This is a genomic window from Streptomyces sp. NBC_00273 (assembly GCF_036178145.1).
Classification (GTDB): Bacteria; Actinomycetota; Actinomycetes; order Streptomycetales; family Streptomycetaceae; genus Streptomyces.
The window spans coordinates 10,067,674-10,087,296 of sequence record NZ_CP108067.1; the positions used below are offsets into that span (position 1 = coordinate 10,067,674).

Here is a 19,623-nt window from a genome sequence, read left to right on the forward strand (position 1 = left end):
TGTCTGGGCGTTCAGCCCGCCTTGGCCGATTCTTCGGCGCGGGCTCGGGTGCTGGCGAGGCGGTAGGAGTCAGTGCCGGTCTCGATGATGGTGCCGTTGAAGGTGAGGCGGTCGACGATGGCCGCGCAGAGGCGGGGGTCGGTGAACGTCTTGGTCCAGCCGCCGAAGGACTCGTTGGAGGCGATGGCGACGCTGTTCTTCTCCTCGCGTTCGGTCAGGACCTGGAAGAGGAGTTCGGCGCCTCGGCGGTCGAGCTCCATGTAGCCGAGTTCGTCGATGCAGAGCAAGTCGTGCTGTGACCGGGAAGGTTCGCCGGGTTGTTCCTGGTGCTGGTTGGAAATGAGTTCTCCAAGCAGCGTGGGGAGGCGGGATGGCGAAACCGGTCCGGGTTCGCGGGCTGACGGAGCAGGAGGGCCAGAAACTCCAGCACATCGTCCGGCGGGGCAGCACGAGTTCGGTGCGGTTCCGGCGGGCGATGATGCTCCTGGCTTCGGCCTGCGGCAGCACGGTCCCGGTCATAGCTCGCCTGGTCCAGGCGGACGAGGACACCGTCCGCGATGTGATCCACACGTTCAACGAGATCGGGCTCGCATGCCTGAACCCTCGGTGGGCGGGAGGCCGTCCCCGCCTTCTCGACCGTGACGACGAGGACTTCGTCGTCCAGACGGCCACTACTCGTCCAACCGTGCTGGGCAAGCCCTTCACCCGCTGGTCGATCCGAAAGCTCGCCGCTCACCTGCGCAGGAACACTGCCCGGCCCGTCCGGATCGGCCGGGAGGCACTGCGGTGCTTACTGGCCCGCCGCGGGATCTCCTTCCAGCGCACGAAGACCTGGAAGGAGTCCCCGGATGCGGCCTTCGACGCGAAGCTCGCCCGGATCGAGTACGCGATCAACGAGCGGCCGGACCGCACGTTCGCGTTCGACGAGTTCGGGCCTTTGGGAATCCGCCCCACCGCCGGCTCCTGCTGGGCCGAGCAGACCCGGCCCGACCGCCTGCCGGCCACCTACCGGCGCACCCACGGAATCACCTACTTCCACGGCTGCTACTCGGTCGGCGACGACCAGATGTGGGGGATCAACCGGCGCCGCAAGGGCATCGACCACACCTGGACCGCGTTGAGAACGATCCGGGCCGCCCGCCCGGACGGCGCCCCGATCTACGTGATCCTCGACAACCTCTCCGCCCACCTCAACTGGAAAATCCGCAGGTGGGCGGCCCGGAACAAGGTCGAGTTGTGCTTCACCCCGACCTACGCCTCCTGGGCCAACCCGATCGAAGCCCACTTCGGACCCCTACGGCAGTTCACCCTGGCCAACTCGAACCACCCCAACCACACCGTCCAGACCCGGGCCCTGCACGCCTACCTGCGCTGGCGCAACCAGAACGCCCGCCACCCCGACGTCCTCGCAGCCCAACGACGCGAACGCGCCCGCATCCGCAGCGAAAGAGGCATCCGCTGGGGCGGCAGACCCCTACCCTCCACGGCCTGACCGCTCAACCCGGCGAACCTTCCCGGTCAGCACTAGATCGAGACCCAGTATCGCTGGCCTCGGTCAACTAGAGCTGGTCCCCTACCGACGCCTTCGGAGGGTGCACCCCGCCACCGTCTTTCGCGTCTTGCGCACACGAACGCCCGTCTTCGGACTGATTGTTGGGGATCAGAAGCACTCCGCCAACCCGCTCAGGGTGCTCGACGGTAAGCCAGTCGTCACCCGTGCGGGTTCCGTCTGGCTTGGACCACGCAGTGGACGAATAGATCGTCTTGCACATCAACGCCACACGCTTTTCGTCGACCGCGCAGGCCTGCACCGCAGGCCCGATCGCCCCCTCGGCAACGCCGTCAAAACGGTAGTGGAAGTGCGCCAGATTCCCCTCGTAGGGCGTCTGCGGATGGGGCTCGAGTCGCCACTCAACGACCTTGGCCGTAACCCCGATAGGACGCTCGGACGTGTCCACGACCTGAACCGAGGCCCCAGCTTCAGCGCGCTCCGCCATCCGGTCGGTACAGCCCCAGACGGCCGAACAACCGGTGAGGGCGAAACCAACCAAAGCCAACGGAACAACGACAAGAACCCGTACGGAAAGCACTCGGACGACCTCCAGCCAGATGGAGCCGAGCAGTCTATAGCGCTTTCGGAAGAGCGGGTCGGGAGCTCCCGGCGGCCAAGCCGCACCGGTAGCGACACCTCCCGCCAAGCACGACCAAACCCTTCCCCTACCTAGTGTTCTGCGCCAGAAATCTCAGGGTTAAGTCTGTAGCCTGTTGTCATGTCGCCAGGTCCTCGTGCCGTCGAAGTCCGCCTGTCGGATGAGGAACGCGCCGAGTTGTCCCGCTGGGTGAGTGGGGCGGTGGCGCCGCGGTTCGCAGAGCGGGCGCGCATCGTGCTGGCGTGTGCAGGCGGGGCGCCGAACGCGCAGGTGGCGGTCGAGGTCGGCGTGACCGTAGCGACGGTGAGGAAGTGGCGCGGGAAGTTCGCCGCCGATGGGTTGGCCGGACTCGAGGATGCCGCCCGAATCGGTCGGCCGAAGGCCGATCTGGTTCTGAGTGCGGACGAACGGGGCCAGTTGGTCCGATGGGCCCGGCGCGCGAAGACCGCCCAGTTTCTGGCACTGCGGGCGAGGATCGTGCTGCGTTGCGCGGAGGGCGGGACGAACAGGCAGGCCGCGGTCGAGCTCGGTGTGGATGCCTCGACCGTCGACCGCTGGCGCAGTCGTTTCATCGCCCATCGCCTTGAAGGCCTGGTCGATGAGCCCCGTCCGGGCCGGCCGCCCTCGATTCTCCTTGACCAGGTCGAAGACGTGATCGTGGCGACTGTCGGCGTACAAGTGAACGTGCACCACCTCGTACGAATGAGAGTGCACCGTTTTTGATGCGTTGAAAGGCCGGGACCGGGAGCCTGCTGTCGTCGGTTGAGGATCGGCGGAGGGCGGCTGACAGTGGTGTTGGACCCGCATCGGTGGCTGGAGCTGAGGCGGTTTCGCGGGCTGTACGAGTCCGGTGCGATGAGCCTGCGGGAGATCGCGAGGGAGACCGGGCTGAACCGTCGCACGGTCGCCAAGTATCTGTCGGGTGAAGTTCCGGTTGCGCCGCCGAAGAGGGCTGCGAACGGTCAGCCGCGTCAGCGGGTGGTGGACGAGGTCGCGCCGCTGATCGATGCGATGCTACGGGCCGAGATCCTGCTCAAGGGGGCGGTGATCCACGAGCGTCTGGTGGCGGAGTACGGATTCACTGGCAACTACCAGCGCGTGAAGATGTACTTGCAGGAGGCCAGGCCGCGGATCGCGGAGGAGCTGGGCATCAGCCCGGGTGAGCTGGCCGGCCTGCACCGCCGGTTCGAGGTGGTGCCCGGAGCTCAGGCCCAGGTGGACTGGGGGGATGAGGGCAAGATCCTCGCCCATGTCGGGATCCCGAAGGTCTACTCGTTCCACATGACGCTGTCGTACTCGCGGGATCCGTTCTGCTGCTTCACCACCAGCCAGGACCTGGCCACCTTCTTCGACTGCCACCGTCAGGCGTTTGCCCATTTCGGCGGTGTCCCCATGTCGATCGTCTACGACCGGACCAAGACCGTGGTCCGCCGGCATGTCGCCCCTGGTGAGGCCGTTCCTCTGCATCCGGAAGCAGTTGCGTTCGCTGGGCACTACGACTTCGACCCCGACGTCTTGGCGGCTTACCGGCCCACTGGAAAGGGCCGGGTCGAGCGCCAGGTCCTGATCGTCCGTGACCACGTCCTGGCCGGACGCGCCTTCTCCTCGACCGAGGAGATGAACGCCGCTTTCACCGCCTGGGTTCCGCTGCGGCGGGCCAAGGTTCACGGCACCCATGGCGAGGTCATCGGACTGCGGGCGGTCCGCGATCACATGGCCCTCCGCCCACTGCCGGCCACTCCATACGTGGTCGCCCAGCGGCACCTCCGCTACATCGGCAAGGACTGCCTCGTCGCCTTCGAAGCGAACCTCTACTCGGTGCCGGCTCTACGGATCTGCCCGCGGCAGCTGGTCGAGATCAGGGCCACGAAGTCCCAGGTCACCCTGCATGCCACCACACCCGACCGCCGGGGAGAGACCCTGCTGGCCAGCCACCCGAGGGCAGTTGGCCGCGGGGCCCTGGTCGTGGACGAGCGGCACTGGGATGGTCTGTCCACCGGAGCCGGCCGCCGCGTCACGGCGGGCGGAGACCTGCCCGCACCCCGCCGGCCGGACAGCGGGTCGGAGACGGGATCGCTGTTGGCCTTGCTGAACCGGGCCGCGGCCACCGAGGTCGAGGTCGGCCGACGGCCGTTGTCGGTCTATGACGAGCTGACCGGCACCCGCCCCTTCACCACCCACCCGAGCACGAAGGAATCGTCTTGAGCGAGCTGGTCTCCACCCGCATCCGCAGCACGGCCGGCAAGCTGGGCCTGACCCACCTGGCCGAGGCCCTGACCCAGTACGCTCAACGGGCCGACGAGGCCAAGATGGGCTACCTCGACTTCATCGACCTGGTCCTCTCCGAAGAACTCGCCGTCCGTGACGACCGCCGATTCCGCCAGAGCCTGCGATTGTCGAAGCTGCCGCACCACAAAACGCTCGATGACTACGATTTCTCGTTCCAGCCCGAGCTCGACCCCCGCAAGGTCAAAGACCTCGCCACCCTCTCGTTCGTCGAGGCCAAGGCCAACGCGGCCCTGCTCGGGCCGCCGGGGGTGGGCAAGACACACATCGCCGTCGCTCTCGCGGTTGCGGCCTGCCGGGCTGGCTACTCGATCTACTTCACCAGCCTCGACGACATGGTCCGCAACCTCACCGCCGCCGAGTCCGCAGGACGCCTGACCAGCAAACTCGGCAGCTACCTGCGGCCGGCCGTCCTCGTTCTGGACGAGGTTGGATACCAGCCCCTCGCGCGAGCCGAGGCGAACCTGGTCTTCCAGGTCATCTCAAAGCGATACGAAAAGGGCTCGATCATCCTGACCTCGAACAAGACCTTCAGCGAATGGGGGCAGGTGTTCGGCGACGAGGTCCTGGCCACCGCCATCCTCGACCGCCTCCTCCACCACTGCGGAGTCATCTCCATCAACGGCCCAAGCTACCGCCTCAAGAACCGGCTCGCCGCAATCGAAGACGAACGAGACGACGCAGCCTGACCAAGTACCCGGGCAGCCCCGTTCCACCTGAGCTACTGACCTTGCGGACGCGATGTCGTCAGGTTGGCGGTTGCGTATGCGTCAGCCACAGTGAAAACACGGGTACAGCGTGGGCACTCCGCTTGGCCGAAGAGGTAGGTGATCCCGTCAGCCAGATCATCCTGTCCGTCTCGGATCGCCTTCTCGTATATCCACCGCCCTGTGTCACTGAGGTCCGTAGCGAGAGCGGGCCGCAGAGGACGTCGATCCACGTCACCCAGGTCCCAATCTCGGACCGCCGAGTAACGTCCGTACTCGCCCACGGCGACGGTGACTGCGATGGTGCAGTTCGGGCAGGGCAGGTGATAGAAGTCGTCGGTGAAGTCCCCCAGGGCAGCACTCCAGAGCCCCTGGCCCTCGGCGGCGAGGAGATCGCGGAAGATGCGGAGGTAATCGGCCGGCTGCGACTGCAGGTTCCGGTCCAGTAGCGTCCGCAGTTCCGCGACTGTGTCGGCGCAGTCCGCGAGCCGCGCGTCACCATCGTGCTCCTGCCTGGTGCCACGCACGATTGCTCCGGCCAGGTCCAGAGCCTGGGGGCTCTTGCGGGCGAGCTTCACCAGGCGCGGCAGGGCCGCGAGGCTCGCGGGAAACACGGTCTCGCCGTGGAGGCACAACCGGTCCCAGAGTTCGTCCCATGCCTCCGAGCCTTCTTCGCCCTCCACCTGGTCGATGAGCATGGACACCCTCTCGGCGGGCCCGTGAGAGTCATGCACCTGCGTCCAGTTCACCATCCGCGCATTCAAGCGTGTGGAGTCAGGGCGTGACCAGTTCCCAGCATCTGCGGTCCCCGGGCTCTTCCCTCGTCGGACAGGCTCCCATCGCGCCGACCCCACTCGCTGACACTGGTGCAGATATCTCCGTACTCATTGGCGCACCTACGAGCTCGTAACACGATCATGAGTCGGGCTTGTTGAGGCGTCGCCAGCAGATGAGGCTGCAGGCAAGGGAGACGAAGGTGTCGTGGAGTTCAGTGCGGCGTTCCCATCGGACGGCGAGTCGTTTGAACTGGTGGAGTAGAGCGAAGGTCTGCTCGACGACGTAGCGGAGCTTGCCCATGCCCTTGATGTTCGGGGCTCCTTTGCGGGAGATGACGGGCAGGATCCGGCGTTTGCGCAGCTCTTTCCGGTTGGGGTTGGAGTCGTAGCCCTTGTCGCCAAGCAGGGCGTCCGGGCGCCTGCGGGGCCGGCCGGGGCGGCCCGCCACTGGCGGGATGCCGTCGACCAGGGCGAGGGTCTGGGTGACGTCGTTGACGTTCGCCGCGGTTGTGATGACTTTGAGCGGGGTGCCACGGCCGTCGCAGATCAAGTGGTGTTTGCTGCCTGTTTTCCGCCGGTCGACCGGCGACGGACCGGTGTCGGCTCCCCCTTTTTCGCCCGGATGTGAGAGCCGTCCACGCACGCCCTCGACCAGTCGAGCCGGCCGGACGCGTTCAGCTCGGCGAGCAGGATCCGGTGCAGCTGGTCGAAGGCTCCGGCCTGCTGCCACCGCTCCAGGCGCCGCCAGCAGGTCTGGCCCGAGCCGAACCACAGCTCAGGCGGCAGGAGTTGCCAGGCGATGTCATTGCAGAGGACGTACAGGATGCCCTGCAGACACAATCGGTCGGCTACCGGCCGCGGCCCTGGCGACCTCGTCGGCCAAGGCGGCAGCAGCGGCTCGATCAGTGCCCACAAGTCGTCGTCCACGATCCACGGCCGAGTACTCACACCACCACGAACGGCCGAATCGTCACACCGGTCACGGCTGACCAGAACATCTCATCAAGATCGTGTTACGAGCTCATAGGGTGACGGGGACGAGAGAAGATGCACCATGGATCCCCGCATATCCCGCCTGCGTCGCAAGCTGGCCGCGATCCCGTTCCAACCGTTGCGCAGCCATTCCTTCGGGGAAGAGCAACACGAGTTTCGCCTCGGTCCGAAGCTGGCGGAAGCACGCGTCGCTGGGTTTGAGGCCGAGCACAACATCGTCCTACCCGACACCTATCGGCAGTTCCTCATGCACCTCGGAGGCTCAGGCGCGGCGCCGTTCTACGGCCTCATGCCGCTGGAGCGGTGTTCCCTGCTGGTCATGAATCCGCGCGGAGAACCAGGGGCACCACGCGGCTTCAGCGGCACAGGATCTGAGACCCACGGGCGCGATTTCTTCCTCCACATCATCGAAATGGGCTGCACCGACGTATGCGTCATCGCGGTGACCGGTCCCCTCACCGGCCGCGTCCTCATCGGCAACGGCGACGGGTATTGGGGTCCCAACGTCTCCTCCGCCACAGACTTCCTCGACTGGTACGAACGTTGGCTCAACCACATGAGTGCCGGACGCGACAACCGGGCCCTGGAACTCACCTCACCCCGGCTCCGCGCCCACCCCAACCGCCATCGCATGGCCCCGAAGATCTGACTGTCCGTAACAACTCCACGGAATGTGGCTCTGTCGCTAATTTGGGGGTAACGGCCTCTTGATCATGGTGAGAGCAGGATGCGGCGTCGTAGGAGATCGAAGTTGGCGCGGCCGTACATCTGTCTCTTCAGGAGCTTGACCCGCGTGACGTTGCCCTCGACCGCTCCGGAAGTGTAGGTCGTGGTGAGGGCGGCCTGGATGGCCGCGCGGTCGCGTCGCATGCCATTGGCCAGGGTGCGGAGTTCGCGTTGTCCATCGAGGCGGACGTCGGCCATCCAGACGTCGAGAGCGAGGTGTTCACTGCGGCGGTCGCGGACCATGAGTGCCAGGCGGCGTGCGTAAGCGACGGTCGTCGCCAGCGCTGGGTTCCGCTCGCACAGCTCGTCGAGACCCTTTCGCTCAACATCGTTGAGGCGCTCGGGTCGGCGCATGATCCAGTCGGTGACCCTGCGGACGGTCAGGTGTGGCAAGGGGGCGGTGAGTGGGATCGCGCCGTGGCGGTAGGGCTTCAGGTGCCGGCGGACGGTGTTGACGTTGCCGCGGTAGCCCAGCCGCTGGATTTCCCGGGTGAGCGCGGAGGCGTTGGTGCAGCCTTCCATCCAGCGATGGTGCAGGTAGAGGCGGTAATCATCGATCAGCGCGGGTCGATGAATGGCCGCGAGGAGAAGCTCATCGACTTCTGCGGCGTGCGCGAAGCGGTTGACTGTGCCGCGGCTGAGCCGCAGGTCGCGTGCGATGGCGCGAAGGCTGTCGCCACGTTGGATGCGTTCGTGGATCTGTTGGTGGCGTTCGCGGGTGCGGGCGACCAGAGGTCGTGGCCGCCCGTTGAGGTCCAGCTCTTCGCGGTCGCGGCCCTCGGAGGCCGGGCCGTCGTCGGTCCGGTCATCGTGTGAGGTGAGAGGCTGTCGCAGGTCAGCGCGATGCCGTCCGATGACCCGTTCGACTGCTTGCGCCAGGTTGTTCAGGAGGTGCCAGGCATCGGCTACCTGCATGGCCTGCGGGGCACCGACCTGGGCCCCGTCTCGGTAGGAGCCTGCACGGTCACGGCAGACGATCCGGACCTCAGGATGGTTTTGCAGCCAGGACGCGAAAGTCGCTGCGGCCCGGTCGGCCAGGACGTCGATCGGGCGGTGGGTTGCCATGTCGATGAGGATCGTCGCGTAGGTCCGTCCCCTGCGAACGGCGAAGTCGTCGACGCCGAGATGCGGCACCGATCCCGACGAGGGGAGCGGCAGCTTACGGATCAGCCGGAGCAGAGTGTCCTTGCAGGTGTCGATGGTCATGCGCTGGAACAGGCGAGCGCCTGGCCGGCCGCCCAGGAACAGGGCCACGTCGGTGAGCTGGGCGGTGAGTGCGTCGGTGCGGCGTGCATGGCGATGCGTCAGGCCCGGTATCTGTTCGGCGAACGTCCGGCGGTCACACTGCTCGTTCCCGCAGACGAGTCGACGCGCCCGTAGCTCGATCCGCACACGCCGGCCGGCGACCGGACGATCCGCCAGAGTCCGCTGGTAGTAGCAGTGCACTCTCGAAGATCTCCGCCCGCATCCGGGACAGGCCGCCGACACGGCCCTTGATCGCACGGCGACCCGGACCTCCACATCCGTCAGAACCAGCTGGTCGATCTCCACTGCGACACCCGGCAGAAGAAGATCCCCGACCTGAACCCCACCCATCACACCGGATAGTTGCCCAACTACCCCCAAATTAGCGACAGAGCCCGGAATGTGAGCCAGAACCCGACTTCGGAAGGCACTGTGGTCCGGCCCTGTTCGATCGCGGCAGCAGTGCTCGCGCCTCAACCTCCGCAGGCGTCGCGCCGGCCGATGCCGCCCCTCCACACCATCGAACACGGTTGCGGCGGCTGGATGCGATCCTGGACCCATGAACCATCTCGGCGAGGCGCACCTGCGCACCTGGACGCTGTACTTCATGGCTCTCCTGGCAGCCGAGGCCCAAGATCAGCTTGCCTGGCTGGGTGAGCGTGAACTGGAGACGAAGGACGTCGTCGAAGAGGTGGAGTTGCTCTGCCGTGTCTCCGAAGAACTCACGGGGCGCGGAGCCTTCGAGCCCGAGGATCTGCGTAATTTTCGGGCCATCGAACGTCGCCTCGGCAAGATCGATGCCACCTGCCGCGTCGGCCTCTGGGACAACGCTCTGACCACGGATCCAGCGTGGGACGACATACGATCTCTCGCCCGCCAGGTCCTCCTGACAAGGCTGGGCGACTGGCGTCAGCCACTGCCACGTGCCGTGCCCCCACACGCAAGCGATCACTGAGCGCGTCCAGGCGGCCTCTCGGGTCGCAACTCAGACAGCGTTCGAATTCCGAGTAGGCTCTGGTGCCTTCCGAAGTCGTGAACATCTGCTGTCCGTTCTCGGTTCTGGCACAGATCTTGGGGAGCGGTCGCGGAGAGCGACGGTGCCGTTCGATTACAGGGGGAGGGGCGCGAGCCCAGGGCCCCCTGTTTCAGTGCCCCTTTGGTCGCTCATCCGGCACTCATCGGTCGCATGGGCACAGGATCCGGTGTGCGTCGATCAGTGTGAAGGTGTCTTCGCTCCAAGAGCAGACCTCAAGCCACGCCAGATACCCGTCCTCGGCGAACACCAGAACCTCGCCGGCGGTCTCTCCGTCCGCGCCGAACAGTTCCATGTCGACCACCACCTGCGTGCCCGTAAGCGCGGGTGCAGGTGAAACACCGTCCGCATCGAGACTGAAGTACGTCGAACCGCAGCCGCACGCACAGCACTTCTCCAGTCGGAGATGCCGCATCTGCCGATGCAGCGCGAGACCTGGGTCCACCACCATGCTCAAAGCGGTGTCCAGTACGTGAGCAACGTCGGTAGGCAACGCTCTGGTCATGTCTGCAAGGTATCCGACCTGCGCAGTACTTCTCGGTTCTCGCGCAGCTCTTGGGGAGCGTCTCGTCGTGCTACTGGAGCAGGATCATCTTTCGGAGAAGTTCGAATCCGGCGCGGCCATAGAGCTGCCGCTTGATCTTCTTGATGCGGTTGACGGCTCCCTCGATACTGCCGGAGCTCCAGTTGAGAGTGAGACCGGCTGTCACTGCGTCGAGGTCTCGGAGCAGATGGAGTGCGAAGCCGGTGAGGCCGGGTAGCTGGCTGGCGTCGACGGCATCGATCCAGGTGGGGAGTGTGGCGCCGAGGCGTCCGGTGAGGATCTCGCCGAACTCGCGGACATGCCTGGAGGCCGTGTCAAGTTCAGGGCAGCGGGCAAGGATGCCCTTCAGTCCGGCGCGGTCATCTTCGGTCAGGGCGGTGGGGTGGCGAGTGAGCCAGCCGGTCACCTGCCGCACCGACGGCGGCCGCGGTGCCGCGTCGGCCGGAGTCCTGCGGAGGGTCGCGATGTGGGCGCGGACCATCTGGTAGGTGACGGGCGCGTTGGCGGCAATGAGTTCGCCGTGCAGTCCGGTGACGCTGGTGCATCCCTCGGCGAATCGCCGCTCCAGGTAGGGCTTGTAGGGGTCCAGCCTGCTGGACCGGGGCCGGCTCTCGCGAAAGGTGTCCTGCCAGCGTGCGGCGTTCGCGTACCGGAGCACGGTGTTGAGACCCCAGCCCAGGTGCCGAGCAATCGCCCGGCGTGAGTGGCCTTGAGCGAGGAGCTCGTGGACCAGGGCGTGTGCTGCCTTCTTCCGTTCGGCCCGCCGGCCGACAGGTGCCGAGTCGTCCTGCGGCCGAGCGGGGTCGGGACGGGTCGCGCCTGGCAGTGTGCCGGTGGGCGACGGGCTGCGCAGGCAGTCGCGGTGGGCGGCGACGCAGGTCTCAACGGCTCGGCCGAGGCCCTGCCACAGATGGAACCGGTCGGCGACCTGCAGAGCGTCGGGGGCGCCGCGGCGGGCGCCCTCGGCGTATGCGCCAGCTCGGTCCCGGCAGATGATCTCCACGCCTGGGTGCTGGATCAGCCAGGCGGCCAGTGGCCCGGCTTCGCGGGTCGGGAGCACATCGACCACGCGATGGTCTTCGACGCTGGTCAAGACGGTGGAGTAGGTCTGGCCGCGACGGATCGCGAAGTCGTCCACGCCCAGCACACGCGGCGTGCTGAACTGTGGATCGGGCAATGCCATGACCCTGCGTAACAAGGTCATCCGTCCCGCGCCGAAGCCCAACTGGGCGGCCAGCCGGGCCCCGGCCCGCCCGGCCAGCGCGAGCCCCACCCGCTCCAGGGCGCGGTTGAGCCGCGTTGTGAACCGTGCGTGAGGGACGGCCAGCCGTGAGAACGGCTCGGCGAACGTCCGGCGCGGGCAGTCCGCCGCTCCGCAGATGAAGCGCCGGACCGTCAGCAGGATCACGAAGCCCTGTTCAGCGAGCGGAAGGTCTTTCAGCCTGCGTTGGTACCGGTCGTGGACTCGGTCCGAGAAGCGACCACAGTCCGGACATGCCGCCCCGGCCGCGCGGCCTCTCGCCATCACCTCGACTGTGCCGAACGCGGCCGTCACCGCCTCGACGTCCACATCGCCGATCCCGTCGAACACCAGCGAGTCCCACAACGGTGCATCGGTCTGCATGACCAGCACCATCACCGCCCACAACCGAGCGCAGCAGCGGCAGGCAAGCACCTGAGGGAGCGTCAATTCCGATCGACGGATGCCAAGGCGTACGCGGTCTCACGCGAAGCGTCTCCTCGCAATCGAACAGCGGGGTAACGCTCCGCGACGACTCCCCAAGATCTGTGCCAGAACCCCGTTCTCATGAACAAAGCCAGGTAATAGGCGATCATGGCCATGAGGTCGATGAACCGCTGGTCGCGGACGTGAGCCGTCAAGACGAACTCAAGCCCGTGACCGTCCTTCTCCATGGCGGCCCAGCATCCGGCGGTCACATAGGCCCAACTGTCGCTACGCGGACCAGGGCCCACAACGAGAACCCGCAGGTCGGACACGATCTCGCGCCGGTCCGACCCAAGGTCGCGGACAACGACCTCTACAGAATGCCCCTCGAAGAACGCCCGGACATGTGCCTCAACGGCCTCTGCGGCCACCACCCTCGCATCATCACCGCGCGATCATGCCAGACCTCAATCAACCGGCCCGACTGCTCACCCAGCGTCATGAGCCGTGGGCATCTACCCCGAATACGCGACACCGGAACATGCGGGCCTACCAGTCCCGAGGGCCTGTGAGCAACCAAGCCGACCAGCATCGCGGCACGGCCATCTGGGGCCTCGTCGGCCGCGGTGGACGGTCAGAAAGTCAGGTTCCAGAGCGAATCAGGCGGACCTTCCAGTTCTTCATCCGTGAGAAGACGTGCTCGACCCGGGCCCGAGCCCTGCGGTGGACGGCGTTGTCGGCTTCCTGCTCGGGCGTGAGGTGGTCCTGCCCGCGACGGCGCCGGTGCGGAATCAGGGCGCCGGTTCCCTGGTAGCCGCCGTCCGCTAGGACCGGCGCGTCCCGGCAGGCCCGGTCGACGCCCGACTCGGTGAAGGCCCGGCAGTCGTTGCGGTTGCCAGGCAGGGGCAGGCCGACAGCGACCGCCAACCGGCTGTTGGCGTCGATCACCACCTGCTGGTTGGTCGAATACCGGTAGTTCTTGCTGGAAGCAGCGATCGTCCTGTCCCGGGTGGGCACCAGGGTGCCATCCACGATCAGCACGGTGTCCTGCCGCGGCCGACGCGCAGGCGAGATCGCCAGCAGCGGTGCAAGGTGGTCCAGCACCCGGTCCGCAGCCGACTTCGAGATCCCGAACAGCGGCGCGACCTGCCGCAACGTCAGGTTGGTTCGCCAGTACGTGGCCACCAGCAGCACCCGATCCTCCAAGCAGAGCCGCCACGGCCGGCCACGCTGGACGTCACCGCCACGACGGCGGACCAGCGCGACCAGCTTGCGGAACTGCGCCTCACTCAACCCCGAGAACGGCTCGATCCACATCGGATCGCTCGCCGAGATCACCCCACCCATGCCGTGACCAACGCGGAAGCGAGGGGGCGGTTACGGGACAACCTTTAGCGCGCGAAGGGCGCCCGCTGAGGGAACTCGTACCTGGTCGGTGCCCGGCAAGGTCGACGCCCTCGAAGGCGTCAGCCGCTCCGGTACGGAGCGGCCCAGCGCCGCGTGGGACTACCTCGCCTCGGTAGTCCCCTGAGCCGGTCCCCGCCCCGTCTCCCGGCCCTTTCCGCCGCGTTGGGTCGTCCTGCTTGCTTTGTGGGCTCACCCCGGCCTAATATCGTCATCATGACGATAATCGCCCAGTGGCCCCCTCCCTGCAGGCATTGACTCCAGGGGCTTCGAGTCCCTCCACGGACTCGAAGCGCACAAGTACGTGGCCCGCGGTCCCGCCGTCCACCTCAATGCTGCCCGCGGCCGTTCCGGGCGGTGGGGCCCACGACCACGTTGGGATCGACGGCGGCCTCAGCACGGAGAAGTGATCATGTTCGAAATGCCGGTAAATCCCTTTGAGCTCTCCGAAGAAGCGCTGAGCCGAATATCTGCCGATGACTCATGGACCCCGATCGAGTCGGAGATCCCAAAGGCCAACGCCAAGGTGATTCGCCATTTCCTCACTCCGGCCGAAGTGGAGGCATTCGCGACCGAACTGGCCGCCCAGCGCTTTGCCCCGGTCGGCCGAGACGGCATTGCCGCCAACTATGCAAAGGGAGATCCGGTCGCTCATCTCCGCGCCACGGCCGAATCCACATTCCTGGCGGCTGAATTCTACCGCAGGCTGCGGACGCTTCTATCGCTTGAAGTGGGATCGGGCGATCCGACGGATTCGGACGGAAGGCCCTGGAGGCCGACGGCCGTCAATCCGCGTATGCGCTTCATCACGTACGAACACGGCGGATTCATTGTCCCGCACTACGATTCGCCCTATTTCGCCCCCGACGGAAGGCGCACTCTCCTGACGGTCGTCATCTACCTGTCGTATGAGGCCGTGGGCGGAGAAACGCGGTTCATCGCCGATAAGCAGAACGATCTTCCCTTTGCGCAACGTGACTTCTCTGACTGGCCGCGGCTCGCGAAGCCTGAGGAAATATTGAGTGCCCACCGCCCCGAACCGGGCGATGCGCTCCTCTTCTGGCATCGGACACTTCACGACTCGGCCCCGCTTCTTGAGGGTACGAAAACAATACTCAGAACCGACGTGCTCTACGAGCCCGTAGATGTGCCTTGAGCAGCGGCAAGGCCACCGTCGCGTTGTCCCTCACCCCGGAGACCGACGTCCGGCACGCCGTGATCGCCCACCTCCGGGCCGGGCGGCATCGGGCCCTGCCCGCGGCCGGGCATCGAATCCACTCGCACCGAACGGCAGGGAGAGCAGCATGACCAACGGGAAGATCCGCACCGACTGGGTGGAGACGGTGTCTCAGGACGGCCTGCACCTGATGCAGACGCGCTTGGAGGTGAGAGTTCCTACGTCTGAGGGTCGCAAGTTCATCACCTGCGGTCTGGCCCGGAAGACGTACGTGGTGAAGGACGGTATTGCCTGTCGGGTTTCGTCCTACGCACTCGGCCGCGACCTGGGCAGCCCGGGCAACTACGACTTCGAGATCGTTTCCGCGACGGGGGGCCCTCCGATCCAGAGGTTCTTCAACTGTGACGGCGTGCCGGACGAGATACGCGAGGGCGCTCTGTTCGACGCGCATGAGGGGCTTGACGATGGCGAGTACATCGTCCGGATCGCGGCGGGAATGACGACCAGCTGGGACAGCGGGACGGGACAGAGCATCGAGCTCCCTGTCCCGCGCCACGAGCTCGCATTCGTCGTGGTGGGATCCACACCGCAGGAGGTGCGCGCGAGTACCGGCGGCCCCTGGGCGGCGCGGCCCTCCGTGGAGATCCCCGTGGTCGACTGGCGCGATCAGCCCACGGCGGAGGCGGCATGGGAGGCCTACCTGAACGGGAACAGAATCAGTCTAGATGCCTACGGGATCTTCTCCCCAAAGCATCTGATGAGGAATCAACGGGATACCGCTCTGGAGATTCTCCGGAGCGAGGGCTACTCCATACCGCGAACCCCAGAATCCGCCGAGACGCCGGGGACCTGGCTGGGCCACTGGGGTGGAGCATGGATGCCGGCCGATGTGCTCGCGGCCCTTCACACCGTGCCGGACGACACCGCGCAACGTGCGTGGTATCAGGGAGCGAAGGAATCCCTGGACATCGCATGGGATATGCACGTCCTGTGGACCACCGACGTGTTCTGACCGGGCCCGCGCTCCGTCCATGACCACCGTGGCGAGCCATCGGCAGTCACCCTGCACCTTGTGGTGCTGCCGAGTACCGGCCGCGGCCCGGTCCGCCTCCGGCCTGACTGCCGGTCGCGGCCCGGGCGAGGATGTACGGCAGCACCACAAGGTGCGCCCGCGAGGTTGCGCCAGCGCGGCATCCGCCACCGCATCGCCCGCAGGGGAATCGAGTCCTCGAAGCGGCTCGGACGCCACCGCTGGACCATAGAACGACCATGGCCTGGCTCGCCGGCTACCGCCGACTCCACCGCCGCTACGAACGCGCACGCCCCGAAACCGACTGGGCCTCGCGTGTGCCGCGCCCGAGGGCTGTGACCTCGATGCCGAGTCGGCCTCAAACCCCCGGCGCATCGTTCCACCGTTCTGGCCGCCCTGACCGTGCTGTCCGCGACAGAAGGACTGACCGGCACCATGCCCGGGAGGGAGCCGTACGCCCGGTCGGCTCTCTGGTTCCTTCCGGCGTTGCGGACACGCTCTAGCGCCGAACCCGAGTCGCCCCAGGCACTGGCGCGGCTTCACCCAGGGCAGAAGGCCACTCCCTTCCCCCCGCGCCCCGGATCCCTAGGGTGAGGGGGTGAGCACTCATGCGCCGAACGAGTCCCGCGTCATCTCCCTGCGCCCGCAGGCCCCGTCGCCCGGTTCCGGCGGGGCGGCCGGCGCCCCGCGGCGCCCCATGGGGGGTCCACAGCCACGCGCGCCGAGGGAGCCGCTGTGGCGTGACCTCGTCGGCGACGTGCTGCGGCGCGAGCGGCTCGCCCAGGAGCGCACGCTGAAGGACGTCTCGGAGGCGGCCCGGATCTCGATGCCGTACCTGTCGGAGGTGGAGCGCGGACGCAAGGAGGCATCCTCCGAGGTGCTCGCGGCCGCCGCCCAGGCCCTCGGGCTCGGCCTCGCAGACCTGCTCCTGCTCGCCGGTGACGAGCTGGCCCGGCACGCCCGGAGCCGGGTGGTCCGGGCCCGCACGTCACCCACGTCGCCCACGGCGCGGTACGACGGCTTCTGCCTCGCCGCCTGACCGGACCGGGCCGACGGCCGGTACGACGGGGCGCGCCCCCGCCGTACGGGCCGCCTCGCAGGCCCTCGGCCACGACCGCGCGGGCTCAGACGAACGCGAACCGTCGGCTCAGCACCTCGTCGGCGAGCCCGTAGGCCACGGCCTCCTCGGCGGTGAACACCTTCTCCCGGTCCATGTCCGCGCGCAGCGTCGCCACGTCGTGGTGCGTGTGCCGGGACAGAACCTCCTCCACCTGCGAGCGGATACGGACCATCTCCTTGGCCGCGAGGCTGAGGTCGGAGACCGTCCCCTGCCGGCCGCCGCTGGCCGGCTGACCGAGCAGCACCCGCGCGTGCCGGAGCACGAACCGCCGCCCGGGATCTCCGCCCGCCAGCAGCACCGCCGCCGTCGACGACGCTTGACCGACGCAGAAGGTGGAGATCGGAGCCTGCACGAACGTCATCGTGTCGTAGATCGCCATCAGCGAAGTGAACGATCCGCCGGGCGAGTTGAGATAGATCGAGATCTCCTGCTCCGGGCTCGCCGACTCCAGGTGCAGGAGCTGCGCGATGACCACGTTGGCGACCCCGTCGTCGATCTCGGTGCCGAGAAAGATGATCCGCTCGTTCAGCAGCCGGCTGAAGACGTCGTAGGACCGCTCGCCCTGCGCGGTCCGCTCGATCACGTAGGGAACCGTGTACGACCCCATGTCACAGCCCCGTCCGTCGGCGCGGCGTGGCCGGGCGGATGTCGGCGAGCGACTCCACCACCCGGTCCACCATCCCGTACTCCCTGGCCTGTTCGGCCGTGAACCAGCGGTCCCGGTCGCCGTCCCGCGCGATCGTCTCCACGCTCTGCCCGGTGTGCTGGGCGGTGATCCGCTCGATGGCCTTCTTGGTGAACTGGAGGTTCTCCGCCTGGATCTCGATGTCCGCGGCGGTACCGCCGATGCCCGCCGAGGGCTGGTGCATCATGATCCGCGCGTTCGGCAGCGCGAACCGCTTGCCGGGCGTCCCCACGGTGAGCAGGAACTGGCCCATGCTGGCGGCGAAGCCCATCGCCAGCGTCGAGACGTCGTTCGGGATGAGCCGCATCGTGTCGTAGATGGCGAGACCTGCGGTGACCGATCCGCCGGGGCTGTTGACGTACAGGCCGATGTCGGAGCGCGGGTCCTGCGCCGACAGCAGCAGTAGCTGTGCGCACACCCGGTTGGCCGACACCTCGTCGACCTGGGTGCCCAGGAGGACGATCCGCTGGTCGAGCAGCCTTGCCGCGAGGTGGTCGTCGAAGTGGCCGGGCGGTGTGTCGCCCTCCTCCGCGCGGGGCGCGAGCATGGTGAGGGGAGTCATCTCTTCTCCTTGTCGAGGCGGGATGCCGTCGACTCCACTCTTGACCTCGGGAACCCCCCGAACGCCGTTCCTCTGCCCCTGGCAGATCCGCCATGGGCGGACACGAGGTCACGGCACTGGTGGTCGAACCTGATCAGCTCCTTATCCACGCTGGAGTCGAACGGTCTGCTGCACATCAGGCGTTTCCACCGAAGAGGGAGTGATCAGCTGTGTCTGGTGAGCAGACGGTCGACTGCAGCCGCGTCTCCTTCTGCGACTCCTCCGCGCTCAACGCACTCCTCGCCGCGCGGCTCACGGCGCAGGAGGCCGGAACCGTCGTCCGCCTGGCAGCCCCCAACCACCAGCTCCAGCGCCTCCTGGAGATGACCGGCGCCCTGCCCCTCTTCCCCGTGGACCACGACCCGCCACCCGGCGACTCCTCGAAGGGATTCCCGGACGGGCTGCCTTGGAGCTCGTAACACGATCATGAGTCGGGCTTGTTGAGGCGTCGCCAGCAGATGAGGCTGCAGGCAAGGGAGACGAAGGTGTCGTGGAGTTCAGTGCGGCGTTCCCATCGGACGGCGAGTCGTTTGAACTGGTGGAGTAGAGCGAAGGTCTGCTCGACGACGTAGCGGAGCTTGCCCATGCCCTTGATGTTCGGGGCTCCTTTGCGGGAGATGACGGGCAGGATCCGGCGTTTGCGCAGCTCTTCCCGGTTGGGGTTGGAGTCGTAGCCCTTGTCGCCAAGCAGGGCGTCCGGGCGCCTGCGGGGCCGGCCGGGGCGGCCCGCCACTGGCGGGATGCCGTCGACCAGGGCGAGGGTCTGGGTGACGTCGTTGACGTTCGCCGCGGTTGTGATGACTTTGAGCGGGGTGCCACGGCCGTCGCAGATCAAGTGGTGTTTGCTGCCTGTTTTCCGCCGGTCGACCGGCGACGGACCGGTGTCGGCTCCCCCTTTTTCGCCCGGATGTGAGAGCCGTCCACGCACGCCCTCGACCAGTCGAGCCGGCCGGACGCGTTCAGCTCGGCAAGCAGGATCCGGTGCAGCTGGTCGAAGACTCCGGCCTGCTGCCACCTCTCCAGGCGCCGCCAGCAGGTCTGGCCCGAGCCGAACCCCAGCTCAGGCGGCAGGAGTTGCCAGGCGATGTCATTGCAGAGGACGTACAGGATGCCCTGCAGACACAATCGGTCGGCTACCGGCCGCGGCCCTGGCGACCTCGTCGGCCAAGGCGGCAGCAGCGGCTCGATCAGTGCCCACAAGTCGTCGTCCACGATCCACGGCCGAGTACTCACACCACCACGAACGGCCGAATCGTCACACCGGTCACGGCTGACCAGAACATCTCATCAAGATCGTGTTACGAGCTCTTGGTAGGCAGGCCGGTGGTGCACGGGAACCCTGATTGGGCCGCAGGTTCTCGCAGAAGGCGTGGCATTGACGGGACAGGTGCCTTCCGAGGTGGAGTGCTGGATTATTGATAGAGCGAAGACTCGGTTCCCGGAAGATGAGGACGAGTTCGGCTACTTGGGGATTGGCGTT

Annotated in this window: 20 protein-coding genes and 3 pseudogenes; 11 read left to right on the forward strand and 12 right to left on the reverse strand. The window is 67.0% G+C overall.

The features are described 5' to 3' along the window. Nucleotides 1–11: 11 nt before the first annotated feature. Nucleotides 12–290, reverse strand: a pseudogene (locus OG386_RS45645) (ATP-binding protein); the annotation flags it as partial. Between the two features lie 80 nt (nt 291–370). Between OG386_RS45645 and OG386_RS45650 the strand changes: the two are divergent. Beyond that, complete coding sequence (locus OG386_RS45650) at nt 371–1,492, forward strand: IS630 family transposase (RefSeq protein WP_328793097.1); 1,122 nt, start codon at nt 371–373, stop codon at nt 1,490–1,492. A gap of 67 nt (nt 1,493–1,559) precedes the next feature. On the opposite strand, the gene OG386_RS45655 is transcribed toward OG386_RS45650, so the two are convergent. Further along, nucleotides 1,560–2,090 (reverse strand): hypothetical protein, encoded by a 531-nt coding sequence (locus OG386_RS45655; RefSeq protein WP_328793098.1) that lies wholly within the window; start codon nt 2,088–2,090, stop codon nt 1,560–1,562. Nucleotides 2,091–2,270: 180 nt separating this feature from the next. Between OG386_RS45655 and OG386_RS45660 the strand changes: the two genes are divergently transcribed. The 3 genes from OG386_RS45660 to istB all read left to right on the forward strand — a co-directional run bounded on the left by OG386_RS45660 (nt 2,271) and on the right by istB (nt 5,125). Further along, nucleotides 2,271–2,873: a helix-turn-helix domain-containing protein gene (locus OG386_RS45660; RefSeq protein WP_328793099.1), complete on the forward strand. Its 603-nt coding sequence runs from the start codon at nt 2,271–2,273 to the stop codon at nt 2,871–2,873. Between the two features lie 69 nt (nt 2,874–2,942). Further along, complete coding sequence (gene istA / locus OG386_RS45665) at nt 2,943–4,355, forward strand: IS21 family transposase (protein WP_443053291.1); 1,413 nt, start codon at nt 2,943–2,945, stop codon at nt 4,353–4,355. Next, the gene (gene istB, locus OG386_RS45670; protein WP_328793101.1) at nt 4,352–5,125 is read left to right on the forward strand and encodes an IS21-like element helper ATPase IstB; all 774 of its coding nucleotides are present in this window, start codon (nt 4,352–4,354) and stop codon (nt 5,123–5,125) included. Before istA ends, istB begins: the two co-directional genes overlap by 4 nt. 32 nt (nt 5,126–5,157) lie before the next feature. Here the strand turns inward: istB and OG386_RS45675 are convergent, their stop codons facing one another. After that, a complete protein-coding gene (locus OG386_RS45675; RefSeq protein WP_328793102.1) occupies nt 5,158–5,841 on the reverse strand; it encodes a hypothetical protein in 684 nt (227 codons plus the stop codon). Between the two features lie 217 nt (nt 5,842–6,058). Further along, nucleotides 6,059–6,867, reverse strand: a protein-coding gene (locus OG386_RS45680) for an IS5 family transposase (RefSeq protein ID WP_328793103.1) whose coding sequence is annotated in 2 segments (ribosomal slippage) — nt 6,059–6,547 and nt 6,550–6,867 — 807 coding nt in all. Because the reading frame shifts where the segments join, the coding sequence is not laid out codon by codon here. A 106-nt stretch (nt 6,868–6,973) separates the two neighbouring features. Here OG386_RS45680 and OG386_RS45685 point away from each other — a divergent pair. After that, nucleotides 6,974–7,561 (forward strand): SMI1/KNR4 family protein, encoded by a 588-nt coding sequence (locus tag OG386_RS45685; protein ID WP_328786299.1) that lies wholly within the window; start codon nt 6,974–6,976, stop codon nt 7,559–7,561. 62 nt (nt 7,562–7,623) lie between these two features. Here the strand turns inward: OG386_RS45685 and OG386_RS45690 are convergent, their stop codons facing one another. Then, complete coding sequence (locus tag OG386_RS45690) at nt 7,624–9,492, reverse strand: ISL3 family transposase (protein WP_328793104.1); 1,869 nt, start codon at nt 9,490–9,492, stop codon at nt 7,624–7,626. Here OG386_RS45690 and OG386_RS45695 point away from each other — a divergent pair. Further along, on the forward strand, nt 9,443–9,838 hold the full coding sequence (locus OG386_RS45695) for a hypothetical protein (RefSeq protein ID WP_328786297.1): 396 nt from the start codon (nt 9,443–9,445) through the stop codon (nt 9,836–9,838). The genes OG386_RS45690 and OG386_RS45695 overlap by 50 nt on opposite strands. A 220-nt stretch (nt 9,839–10,058) precedes the next feature. Here the strand turns inward: OG386_RS45695 and OG386_RS45700 are convergent, their stop codons facing one another. From OG386_RS45700 to OG386_RS45715, 4 genes and pseudogenes are all read right to left on the reverse strand, one after another. Further along, a complete protein-coding gene (locus OG386_RS45700; RefSeq protein WP_328793105.1) occupies nt 10,059–10,421 on the reverse strand; it encodes a hypothetical protein in 363 nt (120 codons plus the stop codon). A gap of 70 nt (nt 10,422–10,491) precedes the next feature. Continuing rightward, the gene (locus OG386_RS45705) at nt 10,492–12,084 is read right to left on the reverse strand and encodes an ISL3 family transposase (protein ID WP_328793106.1); all 1,593 of its coding nucleotides are present in this window, start codon (nt 12,082–12,084) and stop codon (nt 10,492–10,494) included. 62 nt (nt 12,085–12,146) lie between these two features. After that, nucleotides 12,147–12,560 carry a hypothetical protein gene (locus OG386_RS45710; protein WP_328793107.1) on the reverse strand — a complete coding sequence of 138 codons (414 nt, stop codon included), beginning with the start codon at nt 12,558–12,560 and terminating at the stop codon, nt 12,147–12,149. 232 nt (nt 12,561–12,792) lie between these two features. After that, nucleotides 12,793–13,473 (reverse strand): annotated as a pseudogene (locus tag OG386_RS45715) (transposase); the annotation flags it as partial. A gap of 469 nt (nt 13,474–13,942) precedes the next feature. Between OG386_RS45715 and OG386_RS45720 the strand changes: the two are divergent. The 4 genes and pseudogenes from OG386_RS45720 (at nt 13,943) to OG386_RS45735 (ending at nt 16,776) form a co-directional block, all read left to right on the forward strand. Next, a complete protein-coding gene (locus OG386_RS45720) occupies nt 13,943–14,686 on the forward strand; it encodes a 2OG-Fe(II) oxygenase (protein WP_328786295.1) in 744 nt (247 codons plus the stop codon). Nucleotides 14,687–14,834: 148 nt separating this feature from the next. Next, nucleotides 14,835–15,719: a hypothetical protein gene (locus tag OG386_RS45725; protein ID WP_328786294.1), complete on the forward strand. Its 885-nt coding sequence runs from the start codon at nt 14,835–14,837 to the stop codon at nt 15,717–15,719. Between the two features lie 126 nt (nt 15,720–15,845). Then, nucleotides 15,846–16,024, forward strand: a pseudogene (locus OG386_RS45730) (transposase); the annotation flags it as partial. A gap of 311 nt (nt 16,025–16,335) precedes the next feature. After that, nucleotides 16,336–16,776, forward strand: a complete 441-nt coding sequence (locus OG386_RS45735; RefSeq protein ID WP_328786293.1) for a helix-turn-helix domain-containing protein — start codon at nt 16,336–16,338, stop codon at nt 16,774–16,776. 85 nt (nt 16,777–16,861) lie between these two features. On the opposite strand, the gene OG386_RS45740 is transcribed toward OG386_RS45735, so the two are convergent. Beyond that, nucleotides 16,862–17,464 (reverse strand): ClpP family protease, encoded by a 603-nt coding sequence (locus tag OG386_RS45740; RefSeq protein ID WP_189748386.1) that lies wholly within the window; start codon nt 17,462–17,464, stop codon nt 16,862–16,864. Between the two features lies 1 nt (nt 17,465). Then, nucleotides 17,466–18,104, reverse strand: coding sequence for an ATP-dependent Clp protease proteolytic subunit (locus tag OG386_RS45745; RefSeq protein WP_229876972.1), 639 nt, complete (start codon nt 18,102–18,104; stop codon nt 17,466–17,468). A 209-nt stretch (nt 18,105–18,313) separates the two neighbouring features. Between OG386_RS45745 and OG386_RS45750 the strand changes: the two genes are divergently transcribed. Beyond that, complete coding sequence (locus OG386_RS45750) at nt 18,314–18,562, forward strand: STAS domain-containing protein (protein WP_328786292.1); 249 nt, start codon at nt 18,314–18,316, stop codon at nt 18,560–18,562. A 5-nt stretch (nt 18,563–18,567) separates the two neighbouring features. Here OG386_RS45750 and OG386_RS45755 read toward each other — a convergent pair. Continuing rightward, nucleotides 18,568–19,376 (reverse strand): IS5 family transposase gene (locus OG386_RS45755; RefSeq protein WP_328786291.1). Its coding sequence is split into 2 segments (ribosomal slippage): nt 18,568–19,056 and nt 19,059–19,376, totalling 807 coding nucleotides; the frame shifts between segments, so codons are not numbered across the junction. Nucleotides 19,377–19,623 lie beyond the last annotated feature (247 nt).